A 19548-nucleotide genomic window follows, 5' to 3' on the forward strand; every position below is an offset into this window, starting at 1 on the left:
CGCTTTGTGCTCCGCCCCGCTTTGTGCTCCGCCCCGCTTTGTGCTCCGCCCCGCTTTGTGCTCCGCCCCGCTTTGTGCTCCGCCCCGCTTTGTGCCCCGCCCCGCTTTGTGCCCCGCCCCGCCTTGCGCCCCGCCCCGCCCCGCCCCGCTCCGCTCCGCCCCCCGCTCCGCTCCGCCCCCCGCCCTGCTCCGCTCCGCCCCCCGCCCTGCTCCGCGCTTCGCCCCCCGCTCCGCCCCGCTCCGCCCCGCTCCGCCCCGCTCCGCTCCGCTCCCCGCTCCGCCGCGCCGCTCTGCGGGTCCTGCGGAATCTCATGGAAGGCATGGCCCTCTCTTGCTCGCGGGTGAGAGGGTGGCTCCGCACAAGCGCGGATTGAGGCAGGTGGGAGGCATGGTGGAGCGCCACGGCAGGGTGCTGGTCGTTGACGACGACGCGGCGATCAGGCGGTCGTTGGAGCGCGGCCTGCGGCTCAGCGGGTTCACCGTCGCGCTCGCCGACGGCGGTCACGCCGCGCTCGCCGCTCTGCAGGGGCAGCCGCAGACGCCGCCCGACGTGCTGGTCCTCGATGTGTCCATGCCGGACCTCACCGGTACCGAGGTCTGCCGCAGGCTCCGCGCCCAGGGCGACGAGACCCCCGTGCTGATGCTCTCCGCACTCGACCAGTTGGACGACCGCCTTGCCGGGCTCCAGGCCGGCGCCGACGACTACCTGGTCAAGCCCTTCGCCCTGCAGGAACTCGTCCTCCGCCTGCACGCCCTGCTGCGCCGCAGGCCCCCGCGCCCCGACGTGACCCTCACCGTCGGCGCCCTCAGCGTCGACCCCGCGACCAGGGAGGTCCGCTACTGCGGGGCCCCGGTCGAACTGACCCGCAGGGAGTTCGAGCTCCTCGAAGTCCTCGCTCGCAACGCCGGGCTCGTGCTCACCCGCGACCAGCTGCTCGAACGGGTCTGGGGCTACGACTTCGACGTCCGCACCGACGTCGTCGACACCTTCGTCAGCTACCTCCGCCGCAAGCTCGAGGCGGGCGGCCGGCCCCGCCTGCTGCACACCGTCCGCGGCGTCGGTTTCGTCCTGCGCAGCGAGGCGGCGGCACGATGAGACTCGCCACCAGGATCGCCCTGGTCACCGCCGCGATCGTGCCGGTGCTCGTGCTGCTAGCCGGGCTGCTGCTGATCGGCCTGGTCGGCCGGGACCTGCACGCGGGGCAGGACGGTCGGCTGCGCGAACGCAGCGCCGCCGTACTGGTCAGCGCCAGGACCGTGCTGCGCGCCGCGGACACCGGACGGGCACGCCAGGAGGCGACCCAGCAGCACCACCTCAGCGCCGCCGCCCTCGACATGGGCATCCGGCTGATCGCAGCTGACGGCACCGTCCTGGTCCAGGAGGGCCCGCAGCCGGACAGCTCCGTGCTGCCCCACGCCGCCCCCGACGTGCCGCTGACCGTCCGCTCCGGCGGCACCGCCTGGCGTGCGCTCGCCCAGCCGGTCACCGGGCTCGCGCCGCAGCCCGGCGGCACCCTGTGGCTGTTCTCCCCGGCCTCCGTCGTCAACGACGAGGTCGGGTCGGTACGCGGCCGGATCGTCCTGGTCGCACTGGTCGCCGCACCCCTCGGCGGGCTGTTCTCCTACCTCGTCGCCGAGCGGGCCGCCCGCCCGCTGCGCACCCTGCAGCGGCGCACCAGCGGCCTCGACCCCGACGACCCGGCCACCCGACTCAGCCACAGGCCCACCCACATCACCGAGGTCGACGAGCTGGCCGGAACCCTGCAATCGGTCCTGGAGCGCTACGACGAGCAGGCCGCCCGTACCGCCGAGGCCCTGGACACGGCGCGCGCCTTCGCCGCCTCCGCCTCCCACGAGCTGCGCACGCCCCTGATGAGCATGCGCACCAACCTGGACATCCTCGCGGACCATCCCGATCTCGGACCGCTGGAACGCGCGGAGGTCCTGGAGGACCTCCATGCCGAGCACGCCCGGCTGCTGGGCACGCTGGTCGCGCTGCGTTCGCTCGCTCAGGGCGACCTGGTCGAGGCCGACGCGTTCGGCACCGTCGACCTCGCCGAGCTGGTCGAAGCCGCCGTCGCCGACGCCCGGAGGCTCCAGCCGCAGGCGGTGATCACCCTGCGCTCGGAGTCGTCGCTGCGTCTGCGCGGCTGGGAGCCGGGTCTGCGCATCGTGATCGACAACCTGCTGGTCAACGCGCTGGTCCATGGACAGGGACCGGACGGCAGGACGCACGTCCAGGTCGAGGTACGGGCGGACGGCGAGCAGGCGCTGCTCACCGTGGACGACACCGGGCCCGGCATCCCCGCGGCGCAGCGCGAGGCGGTGTTCGCCCGGTTCCAGCGGGGGCCCGGCAGCCCGGGATCCGGCCTCGGCCTGACCCTGGTGGCCCAGCAGATCGCCCTGCACCGCGGGACCGTTCGGCTGGGCGAGCCCCCGTCGGGACGGGGCACCCGGGCCCAGGTACGGCTGCCGCTGGCACCCGCATCGGTCACCCTTCAGCTGCGCCGGGACTGGCTCAGGGTCGGGGCCTGAGCCCTCGGGGAAGAGCCACAAAGATTCCACAAGGACGCTTTCTAGGCTCCTCACAGACGGGGCGTCAACCGTGCCCCGACCACATGGAGGAGACCTGCCATGCCCAACCGCCCGCCCGTCGCCCGCCGCCACCCTTCCATCGAAGCGCTTCGCGCTGCGCCTCTGAAGACTTTCGCCTCGGCCTTCGCCGGGCTCGCCCTCGCCGGCACGCTGCTCGGCGCGAGCGCCGTCCCCGCGAGCGCCGCCGGCAGCACGCCCGGCGCGAGCGCCCAGAAGGCCGGTCCCAAGGGCGACGGCGCCCACGGCATCTGCCTGCGCGCGACCAAGATCGACACGCGGATCACCCGCGAGCTCGCCCGGCTGGCGGGTCCGGTCACCGAAGCCGGCTCCATCGCCCGGCTCCAGCAGCGCGTCGAGAACGCCCACAAGGCGGGTCACACCGCCATCGAGACCTACCTCAACGACCGGCTGACCACGCGGAAGGGCCTGGTCGCCACGCTGACCGAGCGCCAGGCTGACCTGAAGCAGGTTCAGACCTGGTGCGCCGCCAACAACAACGGCAAGGCCGGCTCCTGATGCGCCGTCGGCCTCCCGCCCTGGTGCTGGCGGCGGTCACCGCAGCCCTGCTGCTCAGCGGCTGCGCGCACGGCGCCACCAGCGCCACGCCGGCGCCCGCCGACACGAGCTCCACCGCGCAGACGCAGCCGGGCCAGCCGACCCAGCAGCAGTTGCAGCAGAAGGTCGACGCGGCCCAGAGCGCGGCGGACGCCGCCGACTCCGACGCGGCGAGCGACCCCACCCAGCAGTAGCCGACTCAGCGGGCCAGGCCGGCGGAGTCAGCCCGGTCGCCCCCTCGGTCTCAGTCCACCGCGTCCGGCAGCGGGGTCCGGCGGCGGCCGGATCCCCGCCGCCGGCGCGCGAGCAGGAACGCGCAGGCGGCCCCGGCCAGCGCCACGACCCCCACCGTCTCGGTCCAGCCCAGCAGGCCGCTGCCGGACCCGCTCGGTACGCCGAGCGGGCCGCTCGCCGCCTTGTCGGGTCCTGCGGGTCGCGCACCGGTGGAGGTGCCCGGCGCCGCGGCCGCAGCGAGAGCGTCGAGACTGCCGACCGGGGTGACCCTGCCCTCGGCGGCGAAGCCCCAGTCGAGCAACTGCCTGGCCTCGGTGTAGACCGAGTTGTACGTGTGGTCCTGCGGGTTCATCACGCTCACCACCAGCGTGCGGCCACCCCGCTTCGCCGCCACAACCAGGGTGTTGCCCGCGTTGGTGGTGAAACCGTTCTTCACGCCGATCAGGCCGTCGTAGTGAGCGACGCCGTCGATCCCGGAGAGCAGCCGGTTGGTGTTGTCGATCTCGAAGGGCTTGCCCTTGGTGTTGGGGCCGCCCGGGAACTGGGCTCGCGCGGTCGCGCAGTAGCGGGCGAAGTCGGCGTTCTTCAGCCCGGCCCGTGCGAACAGGCTCAGGTCGTACGCCGAGGACACCTGTCCCGGCATGTCGTAGCCGTCCGGCGACACCACATGGGTGTCGTTCGCGCCCAGCGCGCGTGCCTCGGCCTGCATCGCGGTGACCGTCGCGGGCACCCCGCCGTTCATCGCCGCGAGTACGTGCACCGCGTCGTTGCCCGAGCGCAGGAAGACGCCCAGCCAGAGGTCGGAGACCCGGTACGTCTGGCCGGGGAGCACCCCGACCTCGCTGCTGCCCTCGCCCATCCCGGCCAGGTCGGAGCCGGTGACCATGTGCAGGGCGGTGGAGGGGATCTTCGGCAGTACGGTGTCCGCGAACAGCGTCTTCAGGGTGCTCGCCGGCGGCAGCTGCCAGTGCGGGTTCTTCGCCGCCAGCACCAGACCTGAGTCGGCGTCGGAGACCATCCAGGCCAGCGCTGACACCTTGACAGGTACCGCCGGTGCCCCCTCCTGCGGATCGACCTGCACACCGGCGCGGCCCAGCCGGTCACCGCCGACGGTGGACATCTGCGCCGGCGGCAGCCGCACCGGGGTGGAGCTCGCTCTCGGCGTCGCTCTGTGGGCGGCTGCGGCAGGAGCCGCGCCGGCCAGTCCGACGGCAAGAGCCGCGATACAGGAGGCTGCTGTGGACCCGACACTACGAAGTTCGATGTGCACCGATAGACCGTACCCAATCGTTCTGCGCGCCGGACCAACCCCCGCTGAAAACCGCCCGTCCGGCCGCCGCCCATACTTGGACCATGAGACTGAGTCGTCGTGCCTCCTGGTTCCTGACCGCCTTCGGCGTCTGGTCGGTCTGGATCTGGGTGACCTTCTTCAAGAACCTCTGGGCGGACGGAGAGGGACTGGCCTTTGTACACGGGGACCACTCCCGGCCCACCGCCTACTTCTGGATCCACGCCCTGCTCGCCCTGGCCTCACTGCTGCTGGGCGTCGTCGTGGGCTCCCTGGGCCTGCGCTCGCTGCGCAGCTCCAGGCAGACGACGTAGCACCACCAGGGGCGCGAGGCTCAGCCTCGCGCCCCTGGTGGTGGCTCTGCCCGAAAGCTAGAAGCGGCGGGTGACCAGCGCCCGCTTCACTTCCTGGATCGCCTTGGTGACCTCGATACCGCGCGGGCAGGCGTCCGTGCAGTTGAAGGTCGTACGGCAGCGCCAGACGCCCTCGCGGTCGTTCAGGATCTCCAGGCGCTGCTCGGCGCCCTCGTCACGCGAGTCGAAGATGAACCGGTGCGCGTTGACGATGGCCGCCGGGCCGAAGTACTGGCCGTCGTTCCAGAACACCGGGCACGAGGTGGTGCACGCGGCGCAGAGGATGCACTTGGTGGTGTCCTCGAAGCGCTGCACGTCCGCCTCGGACTGGATCCGCTCGCGGGTCGGCTCGTTCCCGGTGGTGATCAGGAACGGCATCACGTCGCGGTACGCCTGGAAGAACGGCTCCATGTCCACGATCAGGTCCTTCAGGACCGTCAGGCCCTTGATGGGCTCGATCGTGATCGGCTTGTCCGGGCTGACGTCCTTGATGAGCGTCTTGCAGGCGAGCCGGTTCTTGCCGTTGATCCGCATGGCGTCCGAGCCGCAGACGCCGTGGGCGCAGGAGCGCCGGTACGTCAGGGTGCCGTCCTGCTCCCACTTCACCGTGTTGATCGCGTCCAGGACGCGGATCTTCGGGTCCACGGTGAGCTGGTAGTCCACCCACACCGCGTCCGGGTGCTCCTCCGGGTTGAACCGGCGGATCCGGAGGGTGATGGTGATCAGCTCGACCTTGCCGTTCTCGGCGGCGTCGAGGCCGGCGGAGTGCGCTGCACCGTTGGCGGGGGCGTCGATCGTGGGGGTGCTCATCAGTACTTACGCTCCATCGGCTGGTAGCGGGTCACCACGACCGGCTTGTAGTCCAGGCGGATGCTGTCCTTGCCGTCAGCGTCCACCTCGCGGTACGCCATGGTGTGCTGCATGAAGTTGACGTCGTCGCGGGTCGGGAAGTCCTCGCGGAAGTGGCCGCCGCGCGACTCCTTGCGGGCGAGCCCGGACACCGCCGTGACCTCGGCCAGGTCGAGCAGGTTGCCCAGCTCCACGGCCTCCAGCAGGTCGGTGTTGTAGCGCTTGCCCTTGTCCATCACCGAGATGTTCTTGTAGCGCTCCTTCAGCGCGGCGATGTCGGCCACCGCCTGCTTCAGGGTCTGCTCGGTGCGGTACACCATCGAGTTGGTGTCCATGGACTGCTGCAGCTCGCTGCGGATGTCCACGACGCGCTCGGAGCCGTTGCCGTTGCGGATCCGCTCCAGCTGCGCCACGACCTGCGCGGCCGGGTTCTCCGGCAGCTCGACGTAGTCGGCGGTGGACGCGTAGTCGGCGGCGGCGATGCCGGCCCGGCGCCCGAAGACGTTGATGTCCAGCAGCGAGTTGGTGCCGAGGCGGTTGGCGCCGTGCACGGACACGCAGGCCACCTCGCCCGCGGCGTACAGGCCCGGGACGACGGTGTCGTTGTCCATGAGCACCTCGCCCTGGACGTTGGTGGGGATGCCACCCATCGCGTAGTGCGCGGTCGGCTGGATCGGGATGGGGTCCGTGTAGGGCTCGATGCCGAGGTAGGTCCGCGCGAACTCGGTGATGTCCGGGAGCTTGGCGTCCAGCTGCTCCGGCGGAAGGTGGGTCAGGTCCAGGTAGACGTGGTCGCCGTCGAGGCCGCAGCCGCGACCCTCGCGGATCTCGGTGTAGATCGCGCGGGAGACGACGTCACGGGACGCCAGGTCCTTCATGACCGGCGCGTACTTCTCCATGAAGCGCTCGCCGTCCTTGTTGCGAAGGATGCCGCCCTCGCCGCGCGCGCCCTCGGTGAGCAGGATGCCCATCCGCCAGATGCCCGTCGGGTGGAACTGGAAGAACTCCATGTCCTCCAGCGGCAGCCCGCGCCGGAACGCGGCGGCCTGGCCGTCACCGGTCAGCGTGTGCGCGTTGGAGGTCACCTTGAAGAACTTGCCGTTGCCGCCCGAGGCGAAGATGACCGACTTCGCCTGGAAGACGTGGATCTCGCCGGTCGCCAGCTCGTACGCGACGACGCCGGCGGTCCTCTTGACCCCGTCCACGTCGGCGAGCAGCAGGTCGAGGACGTAGAACTCGTTGAAGAACTCCACGCCCTCCTTGACGCAGTTCTGGTACAGCGTCTGGAGGATCATGTGGCCGGTGCGGTCCGCCGCGTAGCAGGAGCGGCGGACGGCCGCCTTGCCGTGGTCGCGGGTGTGGCCGCCGAAGCGGCGCTGGTCGATCTTGCCCTCGGGCGTGCGGTTGAACGGCAGGCCCATCTTCTCCAGGTCGAGGACCGCGTCGATGGCCTCCCTCGCCAGGATCTCGGCGGCGTCCTGGTCGACCAGGTAGTCACCGCCCTTGACGGTGTCGAAGGTGTGCCACTCCCAGTTGTCCTCCTCGACGTTGGCGAGGGCGGCGGCCATGCCGCCCTGGGCCGCGCCGGTGTGGGAGCGGGTGGGGTAGAGCTTGGTCAGCACGGCGGTGCGGCTGCGCTTGGTCGACTCGATGGCCGCGCGCATACCGGCGCCACCGGCGCCGACGATGACTGTGTCGTACTTGTGTACCTGCATGTCAGTCTGCTGCCTCGTCCGTCGCGCTAGCTGATGTTCGGGTCGAAGGTGAAGATCACCAGGGTGCCCAGCAGCACGGTGAAGACCGTGGCGGTCACCAGCAGGACCTTCAACCAGAAGCGGGTGGTGTCGCGCTCCGCGTAGTCGTTGATGACCGTGCGCATGCCGTTCGCGCCGTGGAGCATCGCGAGCCACAGCATCAGCAGGTCCCAGACCTGCCAGAACGGGGACGCCCAGCGACCGGCGACGAACGCGAAGCTGATCTTGGTGACACCGCCGTCCAGCACCAGCTGGATGATCAGGTGACCCAGCACCAGGAACACCAGGATGATGCCGGAGAGGCGCATGAACAGCCACGCCAGCATCTCGAAGTTGGTGCGGGACGTGCGCCCGGTCCGCTTGGTGCGGGTCCGGGGTGCCTCGATCAGGAAGGCGCCGGGGTCGGTGCTCGTGTGCGTGAGCTCGACGTTGTCAGTCTCGATAGCCATCTTCAGCCTCACCCGAACCAGGTACGGAGGGTCTCACGCAGGATCGGGTAGAACGCCCCGGCCATGGTGATCACCCACACGGTCACGACGGTCCACAGCATCTGCCGCTGGTACTTGGGACCCTTCGCCCAGAAGTCCACCGCGATGACCCGGAGGCCGTTCAGCGCGTGGAACAGGATGGCGGCCGTGAGGCCGTACTCCATCAGGTTGACGGGCCAGGTCTTGTACGTCGCGATCACGCTGTTGTACGCCTGCGGTGAGACGCGGACGAGAGCGGTGTCGAGAACATGGGCGAACAGGAAGAAGAAGATGAGGACGCCGGTGACTCGATGAGCCACCCACGACCACATTCCTTCCCGGCCGCGGTACAGCGTTCCAGCCGGCACGGAACAACCCTCCGGAAGCGGGGCGGGGGCTCGTCCGGCATCAGCGTCGGTCGGCCCGGCCGGGTATGGTCCACCGGCCCTGGCCATCGTAGCCACGGGAACAGGGGCGGAGCCCGCCGGGGGTACACGGTGTGATCAAACAGCCCTGCGCGGCGTAATGAGGTCGTGATCCTGTGGCCGCCGCCGAGTGGATCCGCCCGCGACGGCCTGCGGCTGAGCCGCTCGGCCCGACGTGAGAGCAGGTCAGGCCGCTGGCGCGGATGTGGGGGAGATCACCCCTGCCGTCTCACGAAGCCGCCGAGGCGTGAGACGCGACCAGGTGCTCCAGGCGGCTCAGCGCGATCCGCCGGAGCTCCTCCGCGGCTGTACTGCGCTCCTCGTCGGGGTCGTTCGCGAGCCGCGCCCGCAGGCTCACGAGTACCTGGTCCAGCATCTCCTCCGCCGGACAGCCGTCCAGGCACACGACGAACACATGACCGAAACGCGCCTCATAGGCGGCGTGCGCCGCCTGCAACGCGGTGTGCGCCGCGTGGCTGCCCGGTGCCCGCATCCCCAGCAGCGGCTGCGGCATGGAGCTCTCGTCCGCGAGCGCCTCCGTCAGATCCGCGAACGACAGGTCGTACGACGCCTCGCTCGCGGCCGCGAGCAGCGAGGAGACGGTGGGGTAGGGGCGGTGCAGGGCCAGCCGCAGCGCCCAACGGCGGCTGCCGCAGCACGCCAGCAGAGCCTCCTCGGCAGCGCCGATCGTGGCCTCGTTGAACCTCCGCAGCCCGGACGGCCTGCCCCCGTTCCCGTTCACTGGTACGGGCGCGGACACAGGAGGTACGGAGACAGCTGCGGGTGCGGTCACGGACACAGGCACGGGCGCATCGGATGTGCCCGGCTGCGCCGGAATCTCACTGGCCAGCGGGTCCTCCTCAGTCGAGCGGGGCAGGGGTAGGGGCGCGGCGCGAGGCTAGTGCAGTTCGCCGCGGCCTCCTGCCCTGCTTTCGACGGGTGCGACGGCGGGGTGACAGTTCCGGTTCCGGGGTGCGGAAGGGGTGAACGGGGGCAATGGGGGCTTGAATGCCGGTTGGCACATGGCGTTCCGAGTCTCTGACATCGTCTGCCCCCGCATAAGGATTCACTCGAATTGGCTATCAAGTCGAGACCCTTACGGTCGAATGATGGGACGGCTTCGCTGCGGTGAACGCCGGCTGCGTCTACGGCTCCCTGTGGATCTTGTGCTGGGCCGCCTGTGCGCGAGGTCGGACCACCAGCAGGTCCACATTGACATGGGCCGGCCGGGTGACCGTCCAGGCGATGGTGTCCGCCACATCCTCGGCGCTGAGCGGCTCGGCCACGCCCGCGTACACCGAGGCGGCCCGGGCCGCGTCGCCGTCGAAGCGGGTGAGCGCGAAGCCCTCGGTCTTCACCATGCCCGGGGCGATCTCGATCACCCGGATCGGCTCGCCGACCAGTTCCAGCCGCAGTGTCCCGGCGATCGCGTGCGCGCCCGCCTTGGCCGCGACGTAGCCGCCACCGCCTTCGTAGGCGGTGAACGCGGCGGTGGAGGAGAGCACGAGCACCGTGCCGTCGCCACTGGCGCGCAGCGCGGGCAGCAGCGCCTGGGTCATGTGGAGCACGCCGAGCACGTTCACCTCGAACATCTGCCGCCAGTCGGCCGGGTCGCCCTGCTCCACGGAGTCGGCGCCGAACGCCCCGCCGGCGTTGTTGACCAGCACGTCGACCCGGTCGAGCGAGGCCGCGAAGGCGTCCACGGCGGCGCGGTCGATGACGTCCACGGTGTGGGCGCTCGCCTGACCGCCCGCGGCGCCGATCTCCTTCGCGAGCGCCTCGACCCGGTCCGACCGCCGGGCGAGCAGCTCCACCCGGAAGCCCTCCTCGGCCAGCCGCCGCGCGGTCGCCGCCCCGATACCGCTGCTGGCGCCGGTCACCACGGCGACCCTGCCCTCGAACCGACCTGCCATCACGTCACTCCTCCGGTCGACTACGTGCCCGGAGCATCGTAGGCCGGTGTGAGGAACCTCCCAGCGGCTGCGTCTGTTCCCGGGATTGCGGCATCATTACAGTGCGTAGCGAAGTGGACGTTAATCGCCGCTAACACCCATATATTCTCTGCGGAGGACCCTCATGGCCCGCTTGTCGGAGTCCGGTTTGCCCATCGAGCCCGTCTACGGACCGGCAACGCAGGAGGGCTGGGACCCGGCGACCAAGCTGGGTGAGCCGGGCCGGTACCCGTTCACCCGCGGCGTCTACCCGAGCATGTACACCGGCAAGCCGTGGACGATGCGCCAGTACGCCGGCTTCGGGACGGCCGCCGAGTCCAACGCGCGCTACAAGCAGCTGATCGCCAACGGCACGATGGGCCTGTCCGTCGCCTTCGACCTGCCGACCCAGATGGGCTACGACTCCGACGCGAAGATCGCCTCGGGCGAGGTCGGCAAGGTCGGTGTGGCCATCGACTCGGTGGACGACATGGGAGTGCTGTTCGGCGGCATCCCGCTGGGCGAGGTCTCCACGTCGATGACCATCAACGCGCCGGGCTCGCTGCTGCTGCTGATGTACGAGCTGGTCGGCGAGGCCCAGGGGGTGCCGTCCACGCAGCTCACCGGGACGATCCAGAACGACGTGCTCAAGGAGTACATCGCCCGGGGCACCTACATCTTCCCGCCCAAGCCCTCGCTGCGGCTGATCTCCGACATCTTCCAGTACTGCCGCGCCGAGATCCCCAAGTGGAACACCATCTCGATCTCCGGCTACCACATGGCCGAGGCCGGGGCGACGCCCGCGCAGGAGATCGCCTTCACCCTCGCCAACGGCATCGAGTACGTGCGCACCGCCGTCGCCGCGGGCATGGACGTCGACGACTTCGCACCGCGCCTCTCCTTCTTCTTCGTGTCGCGGACGACCCTGCTGGAGGAGGTCGCCAAGTTCCGGGCCGCCCGCCGGATCTGGGCCCGGGTCATGCGCGAGGAGTTCAACGCCAAGAACCCCAAGTCCCAGATGCTGCGCTTTCACACCCAGACCGCGGGAGTGCAGCTGACGGCCCAGCAGCCCGAGGTGAACCTGGTCCGGGTCTCGGTCCAGGCCCTGGCCGCGGTGCTCGGCGGCACCCAGTCGCTGCACACCAACTCCTTCGACGAGGCCATCGCCCTGCCCACGGAGAAGTCCGCCCGACTGGCGCTGCGCACGCAGCAGGTGCTGGCCTACGAGACGGACATCACCGCGACCGTCGACCCGTTCGCGGGCTCCTACGTCGTCGAGCACATGACCGACGAGGTCGAGGCCGCCGCGCTGGAACTGATGCGCAAGGTCGAGGACATGGGCGGCGCGGTCGCCGGCATCGAGCGCGGCTACCAGAAGGCCGAGATCGAGCGCAGCGCCTACCAGGTCGCCCTGGAGACGGACGACGGCCGCCGCACCGTGGTCGGCGTCAACCGCTTCCAGCAGGAGACCGAGGACCCGTACGAGCCGCTGCGGGTGGACCCGGCGATCGAGCTGCAGCAGGCCGAGCGGCTGGCGAAGCTGCGCGCCGACCGGGACAGCGCCGCGGTGGACCGGGCGCTCACCGCGCTGCGGCGGGCGGCCGAGACGCCGGCCGAGAACGTGCTCTACCCGATGAAGGAGGCGCTGGCCGCCCGCGCGACCGTCGGCGAGACCTGCGACGCGCTGCGCGAGGTGTGGGGGACGTACATCCCCGTGGACAGCTTCTGAGCCCTGCGGCTGCTGGAGGTCCGCGGCTTCCGCACGCATCCCGACCCCGGGTGATCCAGATCACTCGGGGTCAGCCGTGCCCTCTTCGTCGTGCGCTCGTTGGCCGGATGAGCGGGTGCGGCAGGGAGGGGTGCAAACACGATGTCATACCCATCAGCGATCGGACTATGCGCCGAGCGGGGGACTTCCTCCCCTTCCGGCGGCACGGATTCCTGCGATCTCCTGCCCCAGCCGCCCCAGAGCCGTAGGCTTGCCGAGGTGAGCCAGCCAGTTGACGGTGCGTCCGCCCCCTCCCGCCGCCCCTTCGGTCTTCGTGCGCGCGTGCAGGCGCACCTTCCCGAGCTGACCGAGATCCGCCGTGATCTGCACATGCACCCCGAGCTGGGGCGGCAGGAGGTGCGGACGACCGCACTGCTGAAGGCACGGCTCGAGCAGGCCGGTCTCGCGCCCCGGATGCTCCCCGGAGGGACCGGGCTGATCTGCGACATCCGGCCCGAGGGAGTGTCAGCGACCGCCCCGCTGACGGCTTTTCGCGCGGACATCGACGCGCTGCCGATCGACGACGCGAAGCCCGAGAGCGTGCCCTACCGCTCCACCGTCCCCGGCCGGGCGCACGCCTGCGGCCACGACGTGCACACGGTCGTCGTGCTGGGCCTCGCCCTGGTGCTGGCGGAGGCGCTGGCCGAGGGGCGGCTGTCCGGTCCGGTCCGGCTGATCTTCCAGCCTGCCGAGGAGCTCATGCCGGGCGGTGCCCTCGACGTGATCGCGGCCGGCGGGATGGACGGGGTTGAACGGATCTTCGCGGTGCACTGCGATCCCAAGGTCGAGATGGGCCGAATCGGGCTGAAGGTCGGCGCGATCACCTCCGCCTGCGACCTGCTGCGGCTGTCCCTGGACGGCCCCGGCGGCCACACCGCCCGTCCGCACCTGACCACGGACCTGGTGACGGCCGTCGCCAAGACCGCCGCCGAGCTGCCGAGCGCGCTCGGCCGGCGGATGGACCCGCGCTGGGGCGTGAGCCTGGTCTGGGGCCGGATCGCCAGCGGCTCCGCAGCGAACGTGATCCCGCAGCACGCGGAGCTGGAGGGGACAGTCCGCTGCCTGGAGCTGGACGGCTGGCGCGAGGCCCCGGGGGCGATCGACGAGCTGGTCGGCCAGATCGCCGAGACGTACCGGGCGAAGTGGGTGCTCGACTACCACCGGGGTGTGCCTCCGGTGGTGAACGAGGCCGTTTCGGTGGCGATGATCAGTGGGGCGATGGAGGACTGCTTCGGCCCCGGGCGGGTCGAGGGAACCGAGCAGAGCCTCGGCGGCGAGGACTTCTCCTGGTATCTGGAACACGCCCCCGGCGCGCTGGCGAGACTGGGCGTCCGGAGTCCGGCCGAGACGGGTTCACGCGACCTCCACCAGGGGTCGTTCGACGTGGACGAGGGTGCGATCGGCATCGGAGTGGAACTGTTCGCGGCGCTCGCGCTGGGATGATCGACAGCGTGCGTAGAAGCGGTACGCTGGATTCCGGTACGGGCTGTTTGCGACGATCTGATAACGCCCGGCCCGGCGTAACACAATCGTGTTCTACGCGCGTTAACGTCGCATTCAATCCGCGCCGGTTAGGTGCGCGTCGACCAAGGAGAATCCCTTGCGCCGGGTTACCAAGATCGCCGCGGTTGTGCTCAGCGGCTCCCTCGGAATGGCTTCCCTCGCAGCTTGTGGCAGCAACTCGACTGCCTCCAGCAGCTCCCCCTCTGCTTCCACCGCATCTGTCGCTGGCACGCTGAAGGTCGGTATGGCCTACGACGTCGGCGGCCGCGGTGACTTCTCCTTCAACGACTCCGCCGGCCGGGGCCTGGACAAGGCGAAGACCGACTTCGGGATTCAGACGAAGGAACTCCAGGCCACCCCCACGGACAGCGATGCCGACCGCGCTTCGCGCCTGGACCAGCTGGCCCAGAACGGTTACAACCCGATCATCGCGATCGGGTTCGCCTACTCCGCAGCGCTCAAGACCGAGGCCGCGAAGTACCCGAACATCAAGTTCGCCATCGTGGACGACGCGAGCAACACCGCGGCGAACATCACCAACCTGGTCTTCACCGAGGAGCAGAGCTCCTACCTGGTCGGCGTCGCCGCCGCGCTGAAGTCCAAGACCAACACGGTCGGCTTCATCGGCGGCGTGGACGTGCCGCTGATCCACAAGTTCCAGGCCGGCTTCCAGGCGGGTGTCGCCTCCGTCAAGCCGTCCGACAAGGTGCTGGTGAAGTACCTGACCCCGGCCGGCAACTTCGCCGGGTTCTCCTCGCCGAACCTGGGCAAGGCGGCCGCGCAGGGCATGCTGTCCCAGGGTGCCGACGTGATCTACAGCGCGGCCGGCAGCTCCGGCAACGGCGCCATCGAGGCTGTCCACGCACAGCCCGGCGCCTGGGCCATCGGCGTCGACTCCGACCAGTACAACCTGCCGGGTCTGGCCCAGTACAAGAGCAGCATCCTGACCTCCGCGCTGAAGAACGTGGACGTCGCCGTCTACGACTACATCCAGTCGGTCAAGTCCGGTACGCCGCTCACCGGCACGCAGGTCTTCAGCCTCGACAAGAACGGCGTGGGCTACTCCACCTCCGGTGGGTTCGTCGACGACATCAAGGCCCAGCTGGACAAGGCCACCGCGGACATCACCTCCAAGAAGGTCGTTGTCCCCACCACCGTGAAGTGACGTTCCGTTAGTCGCTTCGCCGCCTGTGGAAAGGGGGTCCGTGGGGTGCGCACATGCGTCCCCCTCGGACCCCCTTCTCTTCGCTCTTCTCTTCAGCCTTCTCTTCACCGTCGCCCCGGTGCGACACTTCTTCGCCTCTTCTTCGCCCGCCCGGACTCACCCAGGAGCGCGCCATCAACGCCGCCACTCCGTCACCCACCGCAGGCTCGCCGGCCGCTGTCGAGCTGCGCGGCATCACCAAGCGGTTCCCTGGCGTCGTGGCCAACCACGACATCGACATCACGGTTCAACGCGGCACCGTGCACGCTCTCGTAGGTGAGAACGGCGCGGGCAAGTCGACACTGATGAAGATCCTCTACGGGATGCAGCGACCCGACGAGGGCACCATCACCGTCGACGGGGAACGCGCCGAACTGCACTCGCCCGCCGACGCGATCAAGCGCGGGATCGGCATGGTCCACCAGCACTTCATGCTGGCGGACAACCTGACCGTGCTGGAGAACACCGTCCTCGGCGCGGAGAAGCTGCACGGCATCGGCGGCCGGGCCAAGGCCAGGATCAGGGAGATCTCCGACGCCTACGGCCTCGGCATCCGCCCCGACGTCCTGGTCGAGCAGCTCGGTGTCGCCGACCGCCAGCGCGTCGAGATCCTCAAGGTCCTCTACCGCGGCGCCCGCACCCTGATCCTGGACGAGCCCACCGCCGTCCTGGTGCCCCAGGAGGTCGACGCACTCTTCGACAACCTGCGAGAGCTCAAGTCCGAGGGCCTGACCGTCATCTTCATCTCGCACAAGCTGGACGAGGTGCTCTCGGTCGCCGACGCGATCACCGTCATCCGCCGCGGCACCACCGTCGCCAGTGTGGACCCGCGCCAGGTGACCTCACGTCAGCTCGCGGAGCTCATGGTCGGCAGCGAGCTCCCCTCGCCGGAGTCGCGCGAGTCCACGGTCACCGTCGAGCCGATGCTCGACGCGTCCGGGCTGCGCCTCAGCGAGACCGACCCGGACGGCGTCGAGCGCAGCGTGCTCGGCGGCATCACCTTCACCATCCACAAGGGCGAGATCCTCGGCCTCGCCGGCGTCGAGGGCAACGGCCAGGCCGAGCTGGTCGAGGCCATCATGGGGATGCGCAAGCTCGACGAGGGCGTCATCACCCTCGACGGCCGGGACATCAGCGCCGAGGCCACCCGCGCCCGGCGCGAGGCCGGCATCGGCTACATCCCCGAGGACCGCCACCGTCACGGGCTCCTGCTGGAAGCGCCGCTGTGGGAGAACCGCATCCTCGGCCACGTCACCGAGCCGCCCAACAGCCGGCACGGCATCATCGACCCCAAGGCCGCGCGCCGGGACACCGAGCGCATCGTCCGCGAGTACGACGTCCGCACGCCGGGCATCGAGGTCACCGCGGCTTCGCTCTCCGGCGGCAACCAGCAGAAGCTGATCGTCGGCCGGGAGATGATCCACAAGCCCAAGCTGCTGATCGCTGCGCACCCCACCCGGGGCGTGGACGTCGGCGCGCAGGCCCAGATCTGGGGGCAGATCCGCGCCGCGCAGCGCGACGGGCTCGCCGTCCTGCTGATCTCGGCCGACCTCGACGAGCTGATCGGCCTCTCCGACACCCTCAAGGTGATCTACCGGGGTCGCCTGGTCGCCGAAGCCGATCCGGCCGCGGTCACTCCGGAGGAGCTCGGCTCCGCCATGACCGGTGCCGCCTCCGGTCACCTCGACCACGCCGACAACGGCACTGACAGCGACACCGCCACGAACCAGGCGGGGGAGTAGCCATGGAAACCACTACTTCGGGGCGCAACCCCCGCGCCCGGTCCACCCGGTTCGCCAGGATCGACTGGGAGAAGGTCCTCCTCGGCGTGGCCGCCCCGGTGCTGGCCGTGCTGTTCGCCGGCCTGGTGACCGCGATCGTGCTGCTGATCTCCGGGAAGAACCCGGTCCTGGCGATCTCGGACATCTTCAGCTACGACGTCAAGCCGGACAGCACCGTCTACATCCTCAACCGCGGAACCATCTACTACATGGCCGGTCTCGCGGTGGCCATCGGCTTCCGGATGAACCTCTTCAACATCGGCGTCGAGGGCCAGTACCGAATGGGTGCCTTCTTCGCCGCCTACGTCGGAGGCACGCTGCACCTCCCGGGCGCGCTGCGGATCATCGTGATCATCGTCGTGGCTGTCCTGGTCGGCGCCACGTGGGCGGGCATCGTGGGCGTGCTCAAGGTGACCCGCGGCGTCAACGAGGTGATCTCGTCGATCATGCTCAACTTCATCGCCACCAGCGGCATCATCGCCTTCCTGCTGCAACCGGGCCGCTTGGCCGCCAACAACCCCGGCAGCAACGACGTCACCACCGCCGTGCTGCCCACCAGCGCCCACTTCTTCACCTTCAGCTCCTACGGCGGGCCGATCTGGGGCTTCATCGTGATCGCCGCGCTGATGGGCGTCGCGTTCCACCTGGTGCTCTCGCGCACCCGCTTCGGCTTCGACCTGCGGACGACCGGGCAGTCCGACGGCGCCGCGCAGGCCTCCGGCGTGAACGTCAAGAAGATGATCGTCACCGCGATGCTCATCTCCGGCGGCATGGCCGGACTCATCGGCGTGCCCGAACTGCTGCACGAGTCCTTCAGCTACGGCCTCACCTTCCCGCAGGGGTGGGGATTCATCGGAATCTCGGTCGCCCTGCTGGGCCGCAACAACCCGGTCGGCATCGCGCTGGCCTCGCTGCTCTGGGCCTCGCTCGACCGGGCCGGAGGCCAGCTCACCTTCGACGGCTTCGACACCGAGATCGTCGGCATCATCCAGGGCACCATCGTGGTCTCCGTCGTCGTCGCCTACGAGGTCGTCCGGCGTTACGGCCTCAAGCGCCAGCAGCAGAAGGTCGGCCGCGAGCTCGCCGCCCAGTCCGGCACCGCGTCCCCGCAGCAGAAGGAGGCGGCGGCATGAGCGCCCCCACCAACGTCAACAAGGCCGTGAGCAGGGCGAAGTCGGCGAGCGGCAAGCTCACCACGCCGCGGCTGCTGCTGCTCATCTCCGGACTGCTGCTCGCACTGTTCGCGGTCCGCGCCGGGACCGGCGCCAACGACCTCACCTCCGCCGGCCAGATCGGCGGCATGCTCGGCCTGGCCGTGCCGATCGGCTTGGCCGGACTCGGCGGCCTGTGGGCCGAGCGGTCCGGGGTCGTCAACATCGGCCTCGAAGGCATGATGATCCTCGGCACCTTCTTCGGCGCCTGGGGCAGCTGGCACTGGGGCCCCTGGGCCGGCGTGGTTCTCGGTATGGCGGGCGGCGCGCTGGGCGGCCTGCTGCACGCCGTGGTCACCGTCACCTTCGGCGTGGACCACGTCGTCTCCGGTGTTGCCATCAACATCCTGGCCCCGGCCGTCACCGGCTACCTGGCCAAGCTGACCTTCTACCCGGTCGTCGGCTCCAAGCAGTCCCCGCCGCTGAAGCCCCTGCCCACCATCAACATCCCCGGCATCTCGCCATGGCTCACCGGGATCGAGAAACACCACTGGTTCGCGATCTCCGACCTGGCGGGCATCCTGGGCGCGCTGGTGACCGGCCTCTCCATCCTGGTCGTCCTCGCGGCGGTGCTGTTCGTCGGTACCTACTACCTGCTCTGGCGCACGCCCTTCGGCCTGCGGCTGCGCTCCTGCGGTGAGAACCCGACGGCGTCCGAGTCGCTGGGCGTCAACGTCTACCGCTACAAGTACATCGCCGTCATCGTCTCCGGCGCGCTGGCCGGGCTCGGCGGCGTCTACCTGGTGATGGTCAGCTCCAACATCTACCAGGACGGGCAGACCGGCGGCCGAGGCTACATCGGCCTCGCCGCGCTGATCTTCGGCAACTGGCGGGTCGGCGGTCTGGCGATGGGCGCGGGCCTGTTCGGCTACACCGACAGCCTGCAACTGCGCGGCAGCGACGCGGTCCACGCGCTGCTGCTCGCGGTCGCGGTGCTGCTGCTGGGAATCGCGATCCGGATGCTGCTGCGGAAGAGCTACGTCGGCGCGCTCTTCAGCCTGGTGGCCGCGGCGATGTTCGCGCTCTGGTTCGCCATGACCAAGGACGTGCCGGCGCAGATCGTGTCCACCACGCCCTACGTGATCACCCTGGTGGTCCTCGCCTTCGCCTCCCAGCGACTTCGCCCGCCGAAGGCGGACGGCATTCCCTTCCGCAAGGGGCAGGGCAAGTGACGGCGACGGACGCGGCCGCAGTCGACTGGGACGGCCTGCGGGCCGCCGCGCGTCAGGCCATGTCCCGCGCGTACGCGCCGTACTCGGGCTACCCGGTGGGTGCGGCGGCGCTGGTCGAGGACGGGCGCGTGGTCAGCGGCTGCAACGTCGAGAACGCCTCCTACGGGCTCGGCCTGTGCGCCGAGTGCGGGCTCGTCTCGGCGCTGCTGCTCAGCGGCGGCGGACGACTGGTCGCGTTCACCTGCTGCGACCGCGACGGTGCGCCGCTGATGCCCTGTGGGCGCTGCCGCCAGCTGTTGTGGGAGCACGGCGGCGCGGAACTGCTGGTGGAGTCGGTCTCCGGCATCCGTCCGCTCGCAGAGCTGCTCCCGGACGCCTTCGGTCCGGAACGGCTCTGAACCCTTCCGCAGCAGCGCAACGCGCGTAGAGTGGCGCGGTACGGTTTCCCGTACCGCGCC

19 protein-coding genes are annotated in these 19548 nt (G+C 70.2%); 12 read left to right on the forward strand and 7 right to left on the reverse strand.

The window, feature by feature from the left end:
• Positions 1–388: 388 nt before the first annotated feature.
• The 4 genes from ABIA33_RS26725 (at position 389) to ABIA33_RS26740 (ending at position 3344) form a co-directional block, all read left to right on the forward strand.
• The gene (locus ABIA33_RS26725; protein ID WP_370085101.1) at positions 389–1096 is read left to right on the forward strand and encodes a response regulator transcription factor; all 708 of its coding nucleotides are present in this window, start codon (positions 389–391) and stop codon (positions 1094–1096) included.
• A complete protein-coding gene (locus tag ABIA33_RS26730) occupies positions 1093–2535 on the forward strand; it encodes a sensor histidine kinase (protein WP_370085102.1) in 1443 nt (480 codons plus the stop codon). Before ABIA33_RS26725 ends, ABIA33_RS26730 begins: the two co-directional genes overlap by 4 nt.
• A gap of 99 nt (positions 2536–2634) precedes the next feature.
• Entirely contained in the window at positions 2635–3111 is a 477-nt protein-coding gene (locus tag ABIA33_RS26735) for a hypothetical protein (RefSeq protein WP_370085103.1), read from the forward strand.
• Complete coding sequence (locus ABIA33_RS26740) at positions 3111–3344, forward strand: hypothetical protein (RefSeq protein ID WP_370085104.1); 234 nt, start codon at positions 3111–3113, stop codon at positions 3342–3344. The genes ABIA33_RS26735 and ABIA33_RS26740 overlap by 1 nt, the downstream gene beginning before the upstream one ends.
• A gap of 50 nt (positions 3345–3394) precedes the next feature.
• On the opposite strand, the gene ABIA33_RS26745 is transcribed toward ABIA33_RS26740, so the two are convergent.
• Positions 3395–4654 (reverse strand): D-alanyl-D-alanine carboxypeptidase family protein, encoded by a 1260-nt coding sequence (locus ABIA33_RS26745; RefSeq protein ID WP_370085105.1) that lies wholly within the window; start codon positions 4652–4654, stop codon positions 3395–3397.
• A gap of 83 nt (positions 4655–4737) precedes the next feature.
• Between ABIA33_RS26745 and ABIA33_RS26750 the strand changes: the two genes are divergently transcribed.
• The gene (locus ABIA33_RS26750; RefSeq protein WP_370085106.1) at positions 4738–4986 is read left to right on the forward strand and encodes an SCO4848 family membrane protein; all 249 of its coding nucleotides are present in this window, start codon (positions 4738–4740) and stop codon (positions 4984–4986) included.
• Between the two features lie 57 nt (positions 4987–5043).
• Here the strand turns inward: ABIA33_RS26750 and ABIA33_RS26755 are convergent, their stop codons facing one another.
• From ABIA33_RS26755 to ABIA33_RS26780, 6 genes are all read right to left on the reverse strand, one after another.
• Complete coding sequence (locus ABIA33_RS26755) at positions 5044–5835, reverse strand: succinate dehydrogenase iron-sulfur subunit (RefSeq protein ID WP_370085107.1); 792 nt, start codon at positions 5833–5835, stop codon at positions 5044–5046.
• Complete coding sequence (sdhA, locus tag ABIA33_RS26760; RefSeq protein WP_370085108.1) at positions 5835–7589, reverse strand: succinate dehydrogenase flavoprotein subunit; 1755 nt, start codon at positions 7587–7589, stop codon at positions 5835–5837. The genes ABIA33_RS26755 and sdhA overlap by 1 nt, the downstream gene beginning before the upstream one ends.
• Positions 7590–7615: 26 nt before the next feature.
• Positions 7616–8077, reverse strand: a complete 462-nt coding sequence (locus ABIA33_RS26765; RefSeq protein WP_370085109.1) for a succinate dehydrogenase hydrophobic membrane anchor subunit — start codon at positions 8075–8077, stop codon at positions 7616–7618.
• Positions 8078–8085: 8 nt separating this feature from the next.
• Positions 8086–8463 (reverse strand): succinate dehydrogenase, cytochrome b556 subunit, encoded by a 378-nt coding sequence (gene sdhC / locus ABIA33_RS26770; protein ID WP_370085110.1) that lies wholly within the window; start codon positions 8461–8463, stop codon positions 8086–8088.
• Between the two features lie 286 nt (positions 8464–8749).
• Positions 8750–9319: a 2-oxo-4-hydroxy-4-carboxy-5-ureidoimidazoline decarboxylase gene (locus ABIA33_RS26775; protein WP_370085242.1), complete on the reverse strand. Its 570-nt coding sequence runs from the start codon at positions 9317–9319 to the stop codon at positions 8750–8752.
• A 346-nt stretch (positions 9320–9665) separates the two neighbouring features.
• A complete protein-coding gene (locus ABIA33_RS26780; protein ID WP_370085111.1) occupies positions 9666–10433 on the reverse strand; it encodes an SDR family NAD(P)-dependent oxidoreductase in 768 nt (255 codons plus the stop codon).
• 163 nt (positions 10434–10596) lie between these two features.
• Between ABIA33_RS26780 and ABIA33_RS26785 the strand changes: the two genes are divergently transcribed.
• From ABIA33_RS26785 to ABIA33_RS26815, 7 genes are all read left to right on the forward strand, one after another.
• Entirely contained in the window at positions 10597–12180 is a 1584-nt protein-coding gene (locus ABIA33_RS26785) for a methylmalonyl-CoA mutase (RefSeq protein WP_370085112.1), read from the forward strand.
• A gap of 258 nt (positions 12181–12438) precedes the next feature.
• Positions 12439–13662: an amidohydrolase gene (locus tag ABIA33_RS26790; protein ID WP_370085113.1), complete on the forward strand. Its 1224-nt coding sequence runs from the start codon at positions 12439–12441 to the stop codon at positions 13660–13662.
• A gap of 157 nt (positions 13663–13819) precedes the next feature.
• Positions 13820–14887, forward strand: a complete 1068-nt coding sequence (locus ABIA33_RS26795) for a BMP family protein (protein ID WP_370085115.1) — start codon at positions 13820–13822, stop codon at positions 14885–14887.
• A gap of 53 nt (positions 14888–14940) precedes the next feature.
• Positions 14941–16668, forward strand: a complete 1728-nt coding sequence (locus tag ABIA33_RS26800; RefSeq protein ID WP_370085117.1) for an ABC transporter ATP-binding protein — start codon at positions 14941–14943, stop codon at positions 16666–16668.
• Between the two features lie 2 nt (positions 16669–16670).
• Entirely contained in the window at positions 16671–17840 is a 1170-nt protein-coding gene (locus ABIA33_RS26805) for an ABC transporter permease (RefSeq protein WP_370085119.1), read from the forward strand.
• Complete coding sequence (locus ABIA33_RS26810) at positions 17837–19090, forward strand: ABC transporter permease (RefSeq protein ID WP_370085121.1); 1254 nt, start codon at positions 17837–17839, stop codon at positions 19088–19090. Before ABIA33_RS26805 ends, ABIA33_RS26810 begins: the two co-directional genes overlap by 4 nt.
• Positions 19087–19488 (forward strand): cytidine deaminase, encoded by a 402-nt coding sequence (locus ABIA33_RS26815; protein ID WP_370085123.1) that lies wholly within the window; start codon positions 19087–19089, stop codon positions 19486–19488. The genes ABIA33_RS26810 and ABIA33_RS26815 overlap by 4 nt, the downstream gene beginning before the upstream one ends.
• Positions 19489–19548: the final 60 nt, after the last annotated feature.

The organism is Streptacidiphilus sp. MAP12-16 (assembly GCF_041262165.1).
GTDB lineage: Bacteria > Actinomycetota > Actinomycetes > Streptomycetales > Streptomycetaceae > Streptacidiphilus.

Excerpts from the sequence above, each read along its gene's own strand:
- sdhA (WP_370085108.1), bottom strand. The coding sequence starts at position 7,589 with ATGCAGGTACACAAGTACGACACAGTCATCGTCGGCGCCGGTGGCGCC.
- ABIA33_RS26805 (WP_370085119.1), top strand. The coding sequence starts at position 16,671 with ATGGAAACCACTACTTCGGGGCGCAACCCCCGCGCCCGGTCCACCCGG.
- ABIA33_RS26765 (WP_370085109.1), bottom strand. The coding sequence starts at position 8,077 with ATGGCTATCGAGACTGACAACGTCGAGCTCACGCACACGAGCACCGAC.
- ABIA33_RS26725 (WP_370085101.1), top strand. The coding sequence starts at position 389 with ATGGTGGAGCGCCACGGCAGGGTGCTGGTCGTTGACGACGACGCGGCG.
- ABIA33_RS26740 (WP_370085104.1), top strand. The coding sequence starts at position 3,111 with ATGCGCCGTCGGCCTCCCGCCCTGGTGCTGGCGGCGGTCACCGCAGCC.
- ABIA33_RS26750 (WP_370085106.1), top strand. The coding sequence starts at position 4,738 with ATGAGACTGAGTCGTCGTGCCTCCTGGTTCCTGACCGCCTTCGGCGTC.
- ABIA33_RS26755 (WP_370085107.1), bottom strand. The coding sequence starts at position 5,835 with ATGAGCACCCCCACGATCGACGCCCCCGCCAACGGTGCAGCGCACTCC.
- ABIA33_RS26735 (WP_370085103.1), top strand. The coding sequence starts at position 2,635 with ATGCCCAACCGCCCGCCCGTCGCCCGCCGCCACCCTTCCATCGAAGCG.
- ABIA33_RS26780 (WP_370085111.1), bottom strand. The coding sequence starts at position 10,433 with ATGGCAGGTCGGTTCGAGGGCAGGGTCGCCGTGGTGACCGGCGCCAGC.
- ABIA33_RS26785 (WP_370085112.1), top strand. The coding sequence starts at position 10,597 with ATGGCCCGCTTGTCGGAGTCCGGTTTGCCCATCGAGCCCGTCTACGGA.
- ABIA33_RS26800 (WP_370085117.1), top strand. The coding sequence starts at position 14,941 with ATGCGTCCCCCTCGGACCCCCTTCTCTTCGCTCTTCTCTTCAGCCTTC.
- ABIA33_RS26810 (WP_370085121.1), top strand. The coding sequence starts at position 17,837 with ATGAGCGCCCCCACCAACGTCAACAAGGCCGTGAGCAGGGCGAAGTCG.
- ABIA33_RS26730 (WP_370085102.1), top strand. The coding sequence starts at position 1,093 with ATGAGACTCGCCACCAGGATCGCCCTGGTCACCGCCGCGATCGTGCCG.